12 protein-coding genes are annotated in these 15,452 nt (G+C 49.8%); 6 read left to right on the top strand and 6 right to left on the bottom strand.

Going from position 1 to position 15,452, the window contains the following annotated elements; genetic code table 11:
* The first annotated feature begins 81 nt into the window (after positions 1 to 81).
* Both ACG1BZ_RS20545 and ACG1BZ_RS20540 read left to right on the top strand, forming a co-directional pair.
* On the top strand, positions 82 to 531 hold the full coding sequence (locus tag ACG1BZ_RS20545; RefSeq protein ID WP_413663442.1) for a MarR family winged helix-turn-helix transcriptional regulator: 450 nt from the start codon (positions 82 to 84) through the stop codon (positions 529 to 531).
* The gene (locus ACG1BZ_RS20540) at positions 524 to 1,603 is read left to right on the top strand and encodes an HlyD family secretion protein (protein ID WP_282931136.1); all 1,080 of its coding nucleotides are present in this window, start codon (positions 524 to 526) and stop codon (positions 1,601 to 1,603) included. The genes ACG1BZ_RS20545 and ACG1BZ_RS20540 overlap by 8 nt, the downstream gene beginning before the upstream one ends.
* A 64-nt stretch (positions 1,604 to 1,667) precedes the next feature.
* Here the strand turns inward: ACG1BZ_RS20540 and ACG1BZ_RS20535 are convergent, their stop codons facing one another.
* The 3 genes from ACG1BZ_RS20535 to ACG1BZ_RS20525 all read right to left on the bottom strand — a co-directional run bounded on the left by ACG1BZ_RS20535 (position 1,668) and on the right by ACG1BZ_RS20525 (position 5,282).
* Positions 1,668 to 2,087 carry a DUF2147 domain-containing protein gene (locus tag ACG1BZ_RS20535; protein WP_108734638.1) on the bottom strand — a complete coding sequence of 140 codons (420 nt, stop codon included), beginning with the start codon at positions 2,085 to 2,087 and terminating at the stop codon, positions 1,668 to 1,670.
* Positions 2,088 to 2,270: 183 nt separating this feature from the next.
* Positions 2,271 to 3,737 (bottom strand): protein adenylyltransferase SelO, encoded by a 1,467-nt coding sequence (locus tag ACG1BZ_RS20530; protein ID WP_414686423.1) that lies wholly within the window; start codon positions 3,735 to 3,737, stop codon positions 2,271 to 2,273.
* 72 nt (positions 3,738 to 3,809) lie between these two features.
* Positions 3,810 to 5,282, bottom strand: coding sequence for a Ppx/GppA family phosphatase (locus tag ACG1BZ_RS20525; protein WP_413663440.1), 1,473 nt, complete (start codon positions 5,280 to 5,282; stop codon positions 3,810 to 3,812).
* Between the two features lie 385 nt (positions 5,283 to 5,667).
* Here ACG1BZ_RS20525 and ppk1 (ACG1BZ_RS20520) point away from each other — a divergent pair, with 385 nt between their 5' ends.
* Positions 5,668 to 7,716 (top strand): polyphosphate kinase 1, encoded by a 2,049-nt coding sequence (ppk1, locus tag ACG1BZ_RS20520; protein ID WP_413663439.1) that lies wholly within the window; start codon positions 5,668 to 5,670, stop codon positions 7,714 to 7,716.
* Positions 7,717 to 8,075: 359 nt separating this feature from the next.
* Positions 8,076 to 10,127, top strand: a complete 2,052-nt coding sequence (gene ppk1, locus ACG1BZ_RS20515) for a polyphosphate kinase 1 (protein WP_413663438.1) — start codon at positions 8,076 to 8,078, stop codon at positions 10,125 to 10,127.
* A 127-nt stretch (positions 10,128 to 10,254) separates the two neighbouring features.
* Here ppk1 (ACG1BZ_RS20515) and ACG1BZ_RS20510 read toward each other — a convergent pair whose 3' ends face one another.
* On the bottom strand, positions 10,255 to 10,764 hold the full coding sequence (locus tag ACG1BZ_RS20510) for a hypothetical protein (RefSeq protein WP_282931142.1): 510 nt from the start codon (positions 10,762 to 10,764) through the stop codon (positions 10,255 to 10,257).
* A 56-nt stretch (positions 10,765 to 10,820) separates the two neighbouring features.
* Complete coding sequence (gene aceK, locus ACG1BZ_RS20505) at positions 10,821 to 12,575, bottom strand: bifunctional isocitrate dehydrogenase kinase/phosphatase (RefSeq protein WP_413663437.1); 1,755 nt, start codon at positions 12,573 to 12,575, stop codon at positions 10,821 to 10,823.
* Between the two features lie 156 nt (positions 12,576 to 12,731).
* On the opposite strand from aceK, the gene ACG1BZ_RS20500 reads away from it, so the two are divergent.
* Positions 12,732 to 13,340 carry a MarC family protein gene (locus tag ACG1BZ_RS20500; protein WP_413663436.1) on the top strand — a complete coding sequence of 203 codons (609 nt, stop codon included), beginning with the start codon at positions 12,732 to 12,734 and terminating at the stop codon, positions 13,338 to 13,340.
* A 149-nt stretch (positions 13,341 to 13,489) separates the two neighbouring features.
* The gene (locus ACG1BZ_RS20495; RefSeq protein WP_413663435.1) at positions 13,490 to 14,224 is read left to right on the top strand and encodes a sulfite exporter TauE/SafE family protein; all 735 of its coding nucleotides are present in this window, start codon (positions 13,490 to 13,492) and stop codon (positions 14,222 to 14,224) included.
* Between the two features lie 128 nt (positions 14,225 to 14,352).
* Here ACG1BZ_RS20495 and ACG1BZ_RS20490 read toward each other — a convergent pair whose 3' ends face one another.
* On the bottom strand, positions 14,353 to 14,712 hold the full coding sequence (locus ACG1BZ_RS20490) for a putative quinol monooxygenase (protein ID WP_413663434.1): 360 nt from the start codon (positions 14,710 to 14,712) through the stop codon (positions 14,353 to 14,355).
* Positions 14,713 to 15,452: the final 740 nt, after the last annotated feature.

The following is a 15,452-nucleotide window of genomic DNA, read 5'->3' as shown; positions in this document are numbered from 1 at the left end:
GTTTTGGGATATTGATAACTCGCACATTGATGAAATAATAAGCAGGCTTATAATGAGCGGCCTTAGACAGGGAGAGCAGATATGTCCAGGGAAGATGCCGTTACTGAAATGAGTTTTGAACTACACAGTGCAGCACGGCTGCTGCGGCGAAACTTTGACCGCAGAGCCAAGGACCACGGGCTGAGTGGATCCCGCTGGCAGGTGCTTTGGCATCTACTGCGCGAGGAGGGCCTTAAGCAGGCAGAGTTGGCCGAGCGCCTGGACCTAGCGCCGATCAGTCTGGCGCGCCAGCTGGATAACCTCCAGCAGGAGGGGCTGGTGGAGCGGAGGCCCGATCCCGAGGACCGGCGCTGTTTCCGTATTTATCTGACGGGGCAGGCAATGCCGGCCCTTGAGTTACTGGGCGGTGTAGCCCAGCAGACCCGCAGTGAGGCACTTGCGGGCTTTTCCGCCGCAGAGGTGGATCAATTGCAGTCGCTGCTATTGCGGTTGCGCAAGAATTTGACACGTGAAGAGATTGAATGTGACTGAAAAGCTGTCCATTAAGCTAGACCGCGCCGGACAACGAGAGTTCGCACTCTCCTTTTTCCTGGTATTGGCCGTCCTGATAGGGGGATGGAACCTGTTGCGCGGCAGCGATATTGTCGAGACAGAGAACGCTTACGTGAAAGCGGACAAGATTTCCCTGGCGCCTGAGGTTAGTGGTGTTGTCACCCAGGTACTGGTGAGTGCCAACCAGGTCGTGGAGAAGGGGCAATTATTGATTCAGATCGACCGCACGGCCTTCGAACTGGCGGTGACTGAGGCGGAGGCGCGCCTGGCCCAGGTGCGCAACGAATTGCTCGCTCGCCGTTCAGAATATGCTGAAGCAGACGCAGCGTTGCAGCAGGCACGCAAAGATGCAGACTTTTACCGCCGCCAATTGGAGCGCAATGAAAAACTGAGCAAGGTGGCGTTTTCCGAGGCGGAGCTGGACAGCGCCCGCCAGCAGCTGGAGCGGGCCCGTGCACAGATCACGATTAATGCTGAGAAGCTCTCCAGCTTGCGCGCTGAACTGGGAGGTGATCCCAGTATTGCCCTGGAAGAGCAGGCAGATTTAAAAGTGGCTCAAGCGCAGCTGGATACCGCCCGCTACCAGTTATCGCGCACGCGCATTATTGCTCCCGTGGATGGCACTATCGCCAATACCGTACCCAAGGTGGGGGAGATGGCCACTCTGGGCATTAACCTGCTGCAAATGATTGGCTCCACTGGCCTTTGGGTGGAGGCCAACCTGAAAGAGACCGAGCTGGGTCGCGTGCGCACGGGCCAACAGGCGGAAGTGACCCTGGATGCCTACCCGGATTTTGAGTGGCAGGCTCAGGTGGACAGTATGAGCCCCGCCAGTGGCAGTGAGTTTGCTTCCACACCGCCGCAGAATGCCAGTGGCAAGTGGGAGAAAGTCGTGCAGCGGGTGCCGGTGCGATTGCGTCTATACCCCCTCAAGGATTCTCCGCCTCTGCGCGCAGGTATGAGCGCCAAGGTACGAATTGATACCAGTGAAGATGATAAAGTGGTGTCGGCCCGTGCAACGAGCGGTGAAAGCGGCAGGGTGGTGCTTTAACTGGGTTTGAGAGAGAGGTTTCTGGGCCCGAAAGAACTCGGGCCCGAGAGCTGCACCTAGTTGCTTATTGAACTCGGTGCCAAGTTTGGGTGCGGTAGAGGAAGCCCAGGTAGCCGCGCAGCTTAAGGGTGTTGTCATCCTCCAGCCAGACTTTCAGGTCGTAAACCTTGCCTTTAACCGGGTCGAGAATTTCCCCGTCCTCGTATTTTTTCCCTTTCTTTTCCAGCCCGCTGATGACATCCATGCCGACAATGGGCTTACCTTTCAGGTCGCCTGGGCACTTGTCGCAAACGGTGTCGTTAGGCTTCATCAGAAGATCCACTACCTTGCCGTAATACTTCCCATCCTTTTCATAGATGTTGACGATGGACTTTGTCTCTCCAGTCTCGTCATCGATAGTGCGCCAGTTGCCCAGGATATCTGCAGCACTGGCCTGCAGGGCGAACAGCAGGCCAAAGGTGGCCAGAAGCAGGTTTCTAATCATCACTTATTTTCCTATGTAAAGTAGGGTGACCCAGATATTACATCAAGTCACCTGAGAGGGCAGTGGGCTAGTCGTCATCAGGTAAAATCTAACAGTCAAAAAGTAGCATTTGGCCACATATCCCTGCCTTTTCTCTCTACTTGTCCCAATTTCGGGACCTTTGTGAGTTACCCAAAGGCACCTTTAAGAGGAACAGCTCAAGGGGATACGCTTGCCGGATTCTGGCGGTGCACTGGCCCAGACTTCTCGCTCCGGGTGCTCGGCGAAAGGGGATTGCAGTAACTGGCGCAGAGTCCGCAAAGGATGATAGTCGCCATCTTCAGCAGCCTCGATGACCTTCTGTGCCAAATAGTTGCGCAGAATGTATTTCGGGTTGACTGACAGCATGGCTAGATTGCGCTCCCGGGAGTTATTTGTCTCCCGGGTGAGGCGGCGATCGTAGTGCTCCAGCCACTGATCCAGGGCGCTGTGGTGAGTGGGTTTGAGTAACTCGTGCAAAGCGCTGGCCGGACGCTCCCCCCGGTAGTGGGCCAGGGCGCGGAAAAACAGGCTGTAGTCGGCCTGGCCGTGTTGAAGCAACTTCAGCAGTTCCGAGCAGAGGGCCTGGTCGCCATCCTCTTCTTTTTCCAGGCCCAGTTTGGCCCGCATACGTTGCGCATAGGCCTCGCTTACCACCGGCTGGAATTGCTCCAGGCATTCGCGTAGGGCGTCTACACCGACAAAGGCCGACAGTGCATGGGCGAGAGCATTCAGGTTCCACAGTACGACTCCAGGCTGTTGCTCAAAGGCGTAACGGCCGGTGTGGTCGGAGTGATTGCAGATAAAAGTGGGGTCGTAGTCGTCCAGGAAGGCGTAGGGCCCGTAGTCAAAGGTGTCGCCAATAATCGACATGTTATCGGTGTTGAGCACGCCGTGGGCAAAGCCTACGGACTGCCAGGCTGCAACTAGCTCTGCACTGCGCCGGGTGGTAAAGCGCAGAAGTGCTTCAGCTTGGTCGCCCACTGCCATACCCTCTGTACCCGGTATAAAGCGTCGGCAAATAACCCCGATCAACTCCTGTAGGGCCTCCAGTTGCTTGGTGTAAAACAGGTATTCAAAGTGACCGAAACGCACGTGGCTCTCCGCTACTCGGATCAGCATGGCCCCGGTTTCGATTTTCTCACGGGTGACAGGTTCGTCGCTTCCGACAATGCACAGTGCCCGGGTGCTGGGAATACCGAGGCCGTAGAGTGCCTCACTGGCGAGGTACTCCCGTATGGTGGAGCGCAATACTGCGCGGCCATCACCAAAGCGGGAGTAGGGCGTTTTTCCTGCACCCTTTAAATGCAGTTCCCAGCGCCGGCCTTCACTCTCGATTTCACCCAATAGCAGTGCTCGCCCATCCCCCAGGTCTGGGTTGTAGACCCCGAACTGGTGACCGGTGTATTTCATCGCAAATGGGCGGCTTCCCTTAAACAGGCGGGCGCCGCAGCCCAGCTCGGCCCAGGCGGGGTCAGATTTCTCGTTGGGGTCTATTCCCAACAGTTGCAGCACAGAAGGGTTGGTATCGATTACCTTGGGGTGGCGGAAAGGAGTGGGTGCTATGGGGATGCCAAAGGCTTCCCCCATATCCGCATAGTGGTGTTCGAGAGTGACTTCGCTCAGTTTCATAGCTTTTGATTGTAGGGTGAATATTTGCGTAAAACGCCAGTGTTCAGAGTGGCTCACAAGGGCCCCTGGCTCTTATACCGCCGTTATCTGTAGGGGCCGATTCTGTGAGCGCCAGTGTTGCTCTTCCTGCTCCAACAATTCTGCAATTGCCGGGCTATCCTCCAGCCACTGTTGATCGGCTTCCAGGTGATAGGCGTCTCCCTGGTCATATAGCTTTAAGCCGTCCAGGCTGCGTTCGGTGCGGTCCCGGTGAATAATACATCCGAGGCGCAGGCATAACAGAAGGTCTGGGCTGGGGTGGAAGCCATAGTGCTCCCGTGGCGGTTTGATTCTTCCCCTTTGGTTGTGCACCAGATAGGCCAGGTGCTCCTGTTCACTTTTGGCAAATCCGGCCATATCGGCGTGTTTAACCATATAGGCCCCCAGCTTGCGGAAGCTGCTGTGAGTTAGGGCCAGGCCGGTTTCGTGCAACTGGATAGCCCAGTGCAGTCGCACCTTGCCTTCTGGTGGGTACTGGGGGCGCAACTGCTGCAGGAGGTTGAGTGAGGTGGAACTGACACGTTTAGCCTGGTTGGTATCTACCTGCCAGCGCTCTACCATGGCGGCAATCGTATCTGCACGTCGATCCCCGCCGTGCAAGCGCCCGGCCAAGTCGTGCACTATGCCCTCGCGGATTGCATAGGGGGAGACTTCCATACGCATAATGTCGAGTTCGCAGAATATTGCATGCAGTATCGCCAGGCCGGCAGCGAATACCGGGCGACGCTCTTCATCCAGGTAGGGTAAATCCAGGTCCGCGATATGTTTGGCGGAGGAAACCCGGTGCGCAAGCTGATCGATATCCCCGCGCTTGATCGCCTTTACTTCGCCATCATTGCAAATCCTGGCAACCGCTTTGATAGTCCCGGAGCAACCGGTAACTTCCGCGCCTTCGGCAATATGCTGTAGCTCCTGCAATTCGGCCCGCGCCGCTCGCCGCGCGCGTTGGAAGTGGTTTACGGTATTGCGGCTGATCAGGCCATCAGCAAAGAAACGTTTACTGTAGGAAACACAGCCTATATCCAGGCTTTCCAGTTGCTGTGGAGTATCACCACCGCGAACCAGCTCCGTGGAGCCACCGCCAATATCAATAATGCAGCGCAAGCGAGGGGGGCCATTGGCGGCGGCGAGAACCCCGGTGAAGATCAGGCGGGCCTCCTCGATACCGCTGATAATTTCCACCGGCACTCCGAGTATTGATTCCACTTCTTCCAAAAAACCATCGGCATTGGCCGCAGCCATGCGCAGTGTATTTGTACCCACAACACGCACATGGTCGAGGGGCAGTTTATCCATCACTGGCTGAAAGCGTTGCAGAGCGGTCAGGGCCCGTTCGGTTACCGCCGGGTCCAAGTGGTGGTTAATATCCAGCCCCTCGGCCAGGCGCACCATGGCTCTGTCTGTGTGCAGGCGTACCATGCGCTGATCACGAAATTCTGCCAGGAGCAGATGAAAACTGTTTGAGCCCAAATCTAGGGCGGCATAGCGTTCGTTTGGAGCTTGCATCAATATCCCGTTGAAAGCGCTAATGTATGGAGTCGGACGCTCTATTATTCATTTTGCCACTTTTCAGTCCAATAGTGAGTGCAGTCAATTTACAGCGCACCAAAAAGGCGCCACCTCTAAAAGTGTTACAAAATTATTAAATATCTTTTATAAATAAAAGATATTTTTTATTTATTTGTGTCAATTTATGGACTGAAACAGTGTGGCAGAAAACTGTGAAGCCATACTAGATCGTTATATTGCTATAGGCGCTTGCTCACAGCCACATTTCAGTGGCATATTTCTTTACTTAATCTTGACCCTCAGCCCCGTGTTAAGGCTGCTTCCAGAATAATCTGGATTTTTAAACTGCCGTTAGATACTGGGTGCGTTTTATGGTTTTGCAATGTCTAACGATGTGCCTCTATTTCCCAAAGAGTTGAGCTGGCTTTCATTTAACGAGCGTGTTTTACAGGAGGTGGAAGATGAAAGTGTGCCTGTTATTGAGCGCGTACATTTTTTGGGAATCTTCTCTAATAACCTGGATGAGTTTTTCCGTGTGCATGTTGCAGCGGTACGTCGTTTAGCAGCCTTTTCCGTTGGCGGAGAAAAGAAGGAATATTACAGTAATCTATTGCAATCGATTAATAATCGAGTGTTGAGGTTACAGTTGCGCTATGCGAAGGCCTATAACAAAGCTTTAAAGGATCTGGCAAAGCATGATATCCATGTGGTTAGGGAGACTTCGCTTAGCGATAACCAGCGCCAGTTTGTAGAAAGTTACTTTCACCGGGAAGTGCTGCCGGAGCTGGAGCCATTCTTTATCGATGGGCGCAAGCCCATGCCATTGATTAATGAAACCAGTATCTATTTTGCGATAGCACTTGAGTTGGATGATGGTACCGAGCGCTATGTGGCAATGGAGATTCCTACGGATACACTTCCCCGCTTTGTGGAGATTCCTCCACGGGAGGGGAAGCGGGAGAAAGTCTACATCGTTCTCGATAATATTATCCGAGGATGCCTTAAAGAAATATTTCGCCATGTGGTGCCTATCGTTAAAGCCAGCGCCTATACCTTTAAGATCAGTCGCGATGCTGAGTTGGAGTTAAGTGAAGAGGTAACCCAGAATATTCTCGATCGAATGGAGCGCTCACTAAAAAAGAGAAAGCGCGCAGATCCGGTGCGTATGGCATACGATGGTGATATGCCTGAGGCTCTACTGGAGTTGGTGAAGAAGAAACTGAAAATGGGTCGTTATGATACCTATACCCCCGGTGGGCGTTATCACAACTCCAAAGATCTGATGAAATTCCCGGGAGAATCCGCCCGACTTCGCTATAAGCGCCTCACACCACTGCCAGCCTTACCGAAAAATGAAAGTGTATTTTCACAGCTATGCGCAGGGGATCGGCTTTATTATTATCCCTATTATGACTTCCATGCGATTGTCAATTTCCTGGCCTCTGCCGCACTAGACCCTCAAGTTAAAGAAATTCGGATTAATCTCTACCGGGTAGCAAAGAACTCCCGTGTAGTTGCGGCTCTGGTTAATGCGGTTCGCAATAACAAAAAAGTGACTGCGGTGGTGGAGTTGCGGGCACGCTTTGATGAAAAGGCCAATATCCATTGGTCCCATGAGTTGAGCGATGCCGGGGTGAATGTGGTGTATGGCATGCCCAATCTCAAAGTACATTGCAAGTTAATTTCTGTGCTTCGCCGCGAGGATGGCAAAGATCGTTTCTACAGCCATCTTGGCACCGGTAACTTTAATGAGAATACAGCGAAGGTCTATTGCGATTTTAGCTTATTGACCAATAACCAGGAGCTGGGTCGGGACGTGTACAATGTATTTGAGTTTATGCAGGCACCGCGTAAGCGCCCTTCTTTTAAACGTATTATCACTTCACCATTTTTCTATCGGGATGCGATTACTGCAGCGATAGATCGTGAAATTGATGCCGCCCAGGCAGGGAAGGAAGCGGCGCTATTTTTCAAGTGTAATAACCTTGTGGATAGCCAGATTATTGAGCAGCTGTATCGTGCCAGTGCCGCAGGTGTAAAAATTCGTGTTATCGTTCGTGGGATGTGTGCATTGGTTTGTGAAACTCCGGGCGTATCAGACAATATTCGTATTATCAGCTTGGTAGATAAGTACCTGGAGCATGCCCGGGTCTATATTTTTCACAATGGTGGTGATGAGCTGATGTGGTTGTCTTCGGCGGACCTGATGAAACGAAACCTGGATCAGCGAGTTGAAGTCACTTTCCCGCTTATGAATCCGGAGCACCAGGCTACAGTTCGCAAAATTATGGAATTGCAGTGGAGTGATAATCAGAAGGCGCGGCTGATTGATGCCAAGCAAACAAATTCCAAGTTAGCTAATGAGGGACGAAAAGGTTGTCGATCCCAGGATGCCATCTATCGCTTTTTAAAGCAGCGTGAGGAGGAGTAGTATAGATCGCCAATAATGGGCTGCAGACCTTCCTTAGATTAAATGGTGACCCTTCAGTTTGTCTGTGGGGTCACAAATACCATTTGCACTGCTAACATCATTATTCTACCCAGTTTAGGCTTCACTCTTGATAGAGTGCATCTTTTCTCTATTTATTGATCCCGCTACCAAGATAAAAACTCTACTGTTGGTTTTATAGCCGATATCACAAGGAGTTAATCCAAAAATACGCTGTCACCTTGTTCTATTATTTTATAGTTAGCCAGATTTTAAGCTCTGTACCAGTAGGGCGGATTTGGGGAGGCTGGTATTTGGATTTTGGTGATCAATAGTAGAAGCGTTGGTGAAGTGCTCTAACTATGCTGAATGATATTCCTCTATTTCCCAGCGAATTAAGCTGGCTATCTTTTAATGAACGAGTACTACAGGAAGCCGAGGATGAAACAGTCCCAGCTATCGAACGGGTACACTTTCTCGGAATTTTCTCCCAGAATATGGATGAGTTTTTCCGCATTAAGGTGGCTGGTGTACGGAGGTTGGCGAGTATTGATTCTGGTGTGGGGCAGAGGGAGCACTTTTCCCAGCTATTGAAAACTATTAATGATCGTATTTTGACACTTGAAAAGCGCTATGCCGAAGCTTATGTCAAAGTGTTATCGGGGTTGAAAAAACATAGTATTTATCTTGTTCGAGAAGATAGCTTAAATAGCCATCAGTTGGGATTTGTAAAAAATTATTTCCATAGCCTGGTTTTACCGGAGTTAGAGCCTTTTTTTATCGATGGCAGATCAGCAATGCCATTGCTGAGTGACAACAATATCTATTTCGCTATCACTTTGAATTTAAAAGGGCAGCCAAGCAGATATGCAGTTATGGAGATTCCCACTGCTATTCTTCCCCGCTTCCTGGAAATCCCATCGCGCCAAGGCAGGAAAGAGAAAGTTTACATCGTTCTGGATAATATTATTCGAGTGTGCCTGGAAGAAGTCTTCCGCAATGTTCTGCCTATTCTTTCTGCCAAGGCCTATATGTTCAAGATAAGTCGGGATGCAGATATTGAGCTGGGAGAGTATGTCAACCGGGATATTCTCGAACGTGTTGAACGGTCACTCAAACAGCGTAAGCGTGCAGAGCCAGTACGTCTTGCTTACGACATGGAAATGCCTAATACACTGTTGGAGCTGATTAAGAAAAAGCTGAAGATGGGGTCCAGGGATAGTTATACCCCTGGTGGGCGTTATCACAACTCCAAAGATCTTATGGGCTTTGCCCCGGACTCCAAAAGTTGTCGGTATAGAAGGCCGGCACCGCTCTTGTCTTTATCCACCAGTGAAAATATTTTTGACCAATTGCAAGACGATGATGGATTGTTCTGTTATCCGTACCATGACTTTTGGGCAATAACAAATTTCCTTGCTTCGGCCTCTATTGACCCGCAGGTAAAAGAGATACGTATTACCTTGTATCGAATGGCGAAAAACTCAAGGGTAATCGCGGCGTTAATTAATGCGGCTAGAAATAATAAAAAAGTAATTGCGGTTGTTGAATTGCGGGCGAGTTTTGATGAAAAAGCCAATATTTATTGGTCCCGTAAATTAATAGAAGCGGGAGTGTTGGTTGTTTACGGCGTTCCTGAAATGGAGGTTCATGCGAAATTAATTTCTGTAGTTCGCCGTGAGCAGGGAAAGAATCGCTTTTATACCCAGTTGGGAACAGGGAATTTTAATGAGAGTACTGCCCGTGTCTACTGTGATTTCAGTGTATTGACTAATGATCAGGGAGTGGGTCGCGACATCTATAACTTGTTTGAATTTATGCGATTCCCCAATACAAAACAGGTTTTTAAGCATATTATCGTTTCTCCTTTCTCATTGAGAAGTTCCTTTGAGCAGGCCATAGACCGGGAAATAGAGGCCGCCCTTGCTGGGCGTAAAGCTGGCATATTTTTTAAGTGCAACAGCCTGATAGACAGCAAACTGATTGCCCACCTTTATCGGGCGAGCGCTGCGGGAGTAGATATTCGATTACTCGTTCGCGGTGAGTGCTCTTTGGTATGCGACACCCCTGGATTATCCGACAATATTAAGGTGATCAGTTTGGTGGATAAGTTTCTGGAGCACGCAAGGATTTATGTGTTTCATAATGGTGGCGATGAACTGATGTGGATGTCCTCTGCGAACCTGAAAAACCGCTGTCTGGATCAACGGATCGAAGTCACTTATCCGGTAACCAATTCTCGACACCTCCGAACCATTAAGAAGATCATGGAACTACAGTGGCATGATAATCAGAAGGCCCGCTTAATTGATGCCGGTCAAACCAATACCAGGTTGGCTAATGAAGGGAGTAGGGGCTGTCGGGCCCAGGACGCTATTTACCGCTACTTGAAGAAGCATTCCCAGAGGTACTAAAAAGGACAGAAGAAAAGCAGTGTGGGGCTCAAGAGTGTATGGAGCATAGAAGCTTTACAGGCTTAAGTGAGTGTGTCCACGTTATGTTTCAAATACGGTCTACTCACACTAGTGGCAACTCTTTTCTTTAGTTGGGGCTAAATCCCACCAGTTGTCCATCACTAAATGAAAAGCGATAGCCCTGGCCCACCTTCAGTCGCTGGCCGCAGGGGGATTGAATTGTAATACGGGGATATTGCGGGGTGGAAATCCAAGTTGCAAAGTCGCCTCTGGGTCCGCGTCCCAGCAGCTGGTAATAGTCTCCATAGTTACAGAAGGCCGCTGGTGTACACCTCTCACTGCCCCATACATAGCCGATTACATCGAACTGTTGGGGAAGGCCATATGACTCTACGAAGGGTTGGCGTGGGTTTTCAGTAAAAGTAAAGACCTCATCAAAGGACAGGGTTGGAAACCCCCGGGCGGGGGTTGCACAGCTGACCACATGGGGTTTTCCTGTGATTCGTGCGTAAGGTGGTGGGCGTTTTGCTGGAGGGAGCTTGCCGGGGATGGACATCTCGCTGGGGAAATAGCCGCAACCGCTGGTCGTCAGCAGGGTATAAGTTGCGGCAACTAGAGCCCAGCGAAAAATATGCACGGATTATCCGCTCCCTTGGAAAAGTCCTCCTACCAATATAGTCATAGATTGGTCGTCTACTTTTGTTGTGCACGGTTATGGGAGCGGCGCGGGAAACGCCACTTGCGTCGATAGGGGAAAGCACTCTCCACATGTCCGGCGCGAATACGATCTTGTAAGAGTTTCCAGAAGCGATAGTTGTATAAATCGCCGTGCAGCTTTTCGAATGCAGCGCGCGCGGTGGGATTGCCAGAGAAGAACAGGCGGAATTCTTCTGGGAAGACGTCGGCTTCTGCGACGGTATACCAGGGCTTGTCGGCCAGCTCCTGCTCAGAGGTATGAGCTTCGGGAATCTTGCGGAAGTTACATTCCGTCAATGGGCAGAGTTCATCGTAATCGTAGAATACTACCCGCCCGTGACGGGTAACCCCAAAGTTTTTCAGCAACATGTCACCTGGGAAGATATTTGCGGCTGCCAGCTGTTTGATGGCATTGCCATACTCTTCCATGGCCTCCTTGGTTTGCTCTTCATTGGCGTGTTGCAGGTAGAGGTTAAGCGGTTCCATACGCCGCTCTACATACAGGTGTTTGATGATGACCCGCTTCTCATCAATGATCAGTTTTGATGGTGCCACTTCCTGCAGTTCTTTGATCAGCTCTTCACTGAAGCGATTGCGGTAGAAAATAAAGTAAGAATACTCCTGGGTGTCAGCCATACGGCCGACCCGGTCAGAGCGGGATACGAACTTGTACTTTTCTTTTACGATCTTCTCGGTGACAGTTTTCGGCTGGTCGAACTCATCTTTAATGACTTTAAATACCACCGGGTAGGAGGGCAATGTGAATACACTCATCACCATCCCTTTAATGCCTGGTGCAATAACAAACTTGTCGTTACTGACCTTCATATGAGCGAGGATATGGCGGTAGAACTCGGTCTTACCGTGTTTGTGGAAGCCGATAGAGTTGTAAAGCTCAGACTTCTCCTTGAGCGGCATAATGGTGGACAGGAAGCGCACAAAGCGGGAGGGGATTGGCGCATCCACCATAAAGTAGGAACGGGTAAAGCTGAAAATGATACTGGCGGAGTCGTTATTGTAGATAAGGGTGTCCACAAAAATACCGCCGCGCCCGTTGTTTAGGCAGGGCAGGATCATGGGGATAACTTCGCCGTTCAGGATTATGCGCCCCACCAGATAGGCCGCTTTGTTACGGTAGAAAACCGACTCCAGCATATCCACTCGCAAGTGTTTCTCGTTGTCCACATTGGCCAGGGGGGCGCTGCGCAGGGATTCGCAGATATGGGCAATGTCGCGCTCCATATTCTCCCAGGGCGTGGAGAAGCTGAAATCCTTGAGAATATCTTCGATCATACACTCGAGGCCGTGGCGGCCGCTGTAGCTGATATAGATGCTGTAATCCCGTAGCGGTTTGTCTTCCGGTGCTCGGGACGGCTTGACGAAGATATTGCTGTCGTGAATGTTGGTGTGGTGAAACTGGCTGCAAAACACCGAGTTAAAAAAGGTCTCGGCGATCTCATAATTGCTGTGATTGGCAATCAGCTGTGCATAAGTGGCGCGGGCATCACGCCAAAGCTCCAGCTGGCTGGTGTCCTTGCTGGTTACCGAATGGACCAGGTCCACCACTTGGGTGACCTTGGTTTTGTACAGATCGATCCGGGCTTTATTGGCCTCGTGTGCCGCTTGCCAGGAGGCGGTTTCAAAACGGGCCTTGGCGCCCAAAGTGATGTTCTGATAGTCTGCGAAATAGGCGTCAAAACCATTGAGGATGGTTTTAGCGATGCGTCGGGCGGTCGGTGAGTGATTCGTCATGCACTAGACTTTTTTTCTAAGTTACAAGTTACGCTTGCGCCAGCAGTTACCGTAGATAACGGCGTTGGACCCCCTAAGCACACCTCGCTCCGGTCCTGCCCATACTGCCTGGGGCTCTAATTAAGCGGATAGTAGCACGGCACGTCGGAGTCCCAATTGAACGATTGGATCAGTAGCTTTGTCTTTTTCTTTGCTGTGATTGACCCGGTGGGTACTCTGCCAGTGTTTATCGCAGTCACTTCACGACATGCAGAGTGGCAAAAGCGCAGGATAGCCTGGCTGGCAGTACTCGTCGCAACCGGGATCTTGTTGTTCTTTTTGGTCGCAGGGCAATTCTTCCTCGAGGCGATTGGCGTGCCCCTTTCTGCATTTCAGGTAGCTGGAGGCGTCGTCCTGTTCCTGTTTGCCTTAACCATGATATTTGGTGAGAGCAAGCCAGAGCAGGAGATAGAAATCATCCGTGAGGGGCATGAGACAGCGATTTTCCCTCTTGCGGTGCCCTCCATTGCCTCACCCGGAGCCATGCTCGCGGCTGTGGTACTCACAGATAACCATCGATTTGATGTGGTTCATCAGCTGAGTACAGCATCTGCCATGGTAGCGGTGTTGGCGATAGTGATATTGCTGCTGCTAACTGCCAACTGGATATATCGATTTATTGGTGATGCCGGGGCCAGTATCGTGAGTCGAGTTATGGGGCTGATCCTGGCCTCAGTGGCAACAACCAATGTACTTGTTGGGATTCAGCAGTTCTTTTCAATTTAGCTACTGGCATTTGGTTTTGTACTGGTTGAGCTAAGGCTGCGTTTCTTCTAGTGAAGAGAGTATTGGATTGCCGGTTAGTGGTGGAATTGCGTCCAAGCCTGAATTTCTACTTTATTCACTGTGATTTTGGTGACTTCTGAAGCGGTAAAATGATAGAGCTATTGCTGCTGTTTTTTGGCGTCTTGATTTGGTATATCAGCACGCTTGCGGCCGGGGGCGGGGCACTGCTCCTTGTTCCAGTGATTAGCTTTATCGTTGGTCCACACCTGGTTGCACCAACGGTAACCATTGCCAAGTGCCTGGCTTCACCATACCGGGCACTGGTTTTCTGGTCCTATATTGATTGGCGGGTAGTACGCTGGCTTACCCCGGGAAGCTTAGTCGGGGCATTGCTAGGTGCATATTCCTATACACAGATGTCCCCAGAGTGGATACAAATAGTGGTTGGGCTTTTTTTAATGTCCACGATACTTCAGTATCGCTTTGGCCATAGGGAAAGATCTTTTCCCATGTCACTTCCCTATTTTTTACCTTTGGGATTGGTGACCGCTTTTGCTTCCGGTCTTATTGGGGCAATGGGTCCCCTTAAGAACCCTTTCTTGCTGAATTATGGCCTCGAGAAAGAATCCCTGATAGCCACTAAGGCCTTTAATGGGCTGTTAATGCAGCTTGTAAAGCTGGGAACTTATATTACATTCTCGGCGGTATCCCTAGAGTTGGCATTCTATGGTGTGGCGGCTGGGCTCGGGGGGATTATTGGTGTAACCCTCGCTAAAAGGAGATTGAATCAGGTCAGCTTTAAAAAATTTAGGAAATACACTCTATTGGTAATGTTTTTGTGTGGTTTGGTATTAGTGATAAAAGCGCTTTATGACATGGCTTAGATTTATAGGGATAGTATTTATAATTTATTGCTAGAACTAGCCGTTTGGAAAGCAAAGAATTAAAATTCGCTCCCCTAATTACAATACTATCATCATAAGAAATAGTATAATTTTTTATATCCAGTTTATTAATGGCTGCGTTCGAATCCTGCATAGGTGTGATACTGCTGGGGGGGTAGGCCTGCATGGCGTGCCTGAAGATCTTTGGGAAGATCGCCTAAATAGATGACGCGAGTGGGTTCTGCCGTCTTGAGCCAGCGCTCTGAATAACTCTCCCAGGTGTCCACATGTTTATGCGCGGCACTTACATCTTTGAAATGCTCGTATACAATAATTTCTCCACTATCAGAAATATAGTACTGGTAATTCAATGTCCCCGCTTCTTTCTGCGAGACTACCTCTACCATTTCATCAACAATTGACCTAAAGGCCTGCTCCTGTCCGTTCTTTATTTTCGCCTCCACAAGCCAGCCAACATTATTAAACATAAGTATCTCCAATACGGTTTAAGAGACTTTGACATAAGTGGTAGAGCAACAATTTTTAGGTCCTGGGAGCATGCTGACTGATAAGCAACCTGTCGCTAAATACCAGAGGGGGAGTAACTGCTCTACTCAGGAAGAAGATCAAGTGATGGTCCTAGATATTGTAGACGACATCGTGGCGTCTAGTTTGGTAAGGCTAGCTATTTGATAGCTCTCCAGTTGCACTGAACCTCACCGGGCTCCTTGTATAAGAAACCTGCTTCAGGAGTGACTATTGGTTCATTGTTTGGTCTAAGGGAGGGTTCAATGCTTGGGTTGTGAGATAAGCCCAATTGTATTCAGTTGTTCTTTAGAGGCTCCTTAATATCTAAGAGTGGCATATTTTTTATATGTACTGATTGGTAAACAATGATGAGATCCCCGGATCAGCAACAATTTCTAAATTTAGCGTTCTAGAGACAATATTTAAATTTGATGTGGGTAGTCAAATGTAATCGTTAACAGGAATTTTCTCTTTGGCGTATTTAAGATTTTGTATCCTAATTAATACCTGACTTTAAGGCTTAGCCCCAAGGTGTAAGACGGCGTAACAGCCTGTGTACCCTTATTTCAAGCTAAAAGGCATAAAACACATTACTTAAGCGCTTGATAAATGAAAAGTGAAACTGCCAAATAGGGGGAGCAGAAAAAAGTTGTACCTGATAATTTAAAGTCCTTGCTAGTGTGTTTTTTGTACAGGTGCG

This window comes from Microbulbifer sp. CNSA002 (assembly GCF_047324085.1).
GTDB lineage: Bacteria > Pseudomonadota > Gammaproteobacteria > Pseudomonadales > Cellvibrionaceae > Microbulbifer.
This window is presented reverse-complemented; position numbering and strand designations above follow the sequence as displayed.

Bases quoted from the DNA above. Each gene is read 5' to 3' on its own strand.
- ACG1BZ_RS20535 (WP_108734638.1), bottom strand. From the start codon at position 2,087: ATGATTAGAAACCTGCTTCTGGCCACCTTTGGCCTGCTGTTCGCCCTG.
- ACG1BZ_RS20545 (WP_413663442.1), top strand. From the start codon at position 82: ATGTCCAGGGAAGATGCCGTTACTGAAATGAGTTTTGAACTACACAGT.
- ppk1 (WP_413663438.1), top strand. From the start codon at position 8,076: ATGCTGAATGATATTCCTCTATTTCCCAGCGAATTAAGCTGGCTATCT.
- ppk1 (WP_413663439.1), top strand. From the start codon at position 5,668: ATGTCTAACGATGTGCCTCTATTTCCCAAAGAGTTGAGCTGGCTTTCA.
- ACG1BZ_RS20490 (WP_413663434.1), bottom strand. From the start codon at position 14,712: ATGTTTAATAATGTTGGCTGGCTTGTGGAGGCGAAAATAAAGAACGGA.
- ACG1BZ_RS20525 (WP_413663440.1), bottom strand. From the start codon at position 5,282: ATGCAAGCTCCAAACGAACGCTATGCCGCCCTAGATTTGGGCTCAAAC.
- aceK (WP_413663437.1), bottom strand. From the start codon at position 12,575: ATGACGAATCACTCACCGACCGCCCGACGCATCGCTAAAACCATCCTC.
- ACG1BZ_RS20495 (WP_413663435.1), top strand. From the start codon at position 13,490: ATGATAGAGCTATTGCTGCTGTTTTTTGGCGTCTTGATTTGGTATATC.
- ACG1BZ_RS20530 (WP_414686423.1), bottom strand. From the start codon at position 3,737: ATGAAACTGAGCGAAGTCACTCTCGAACACCACTATGCGGATATGGGG.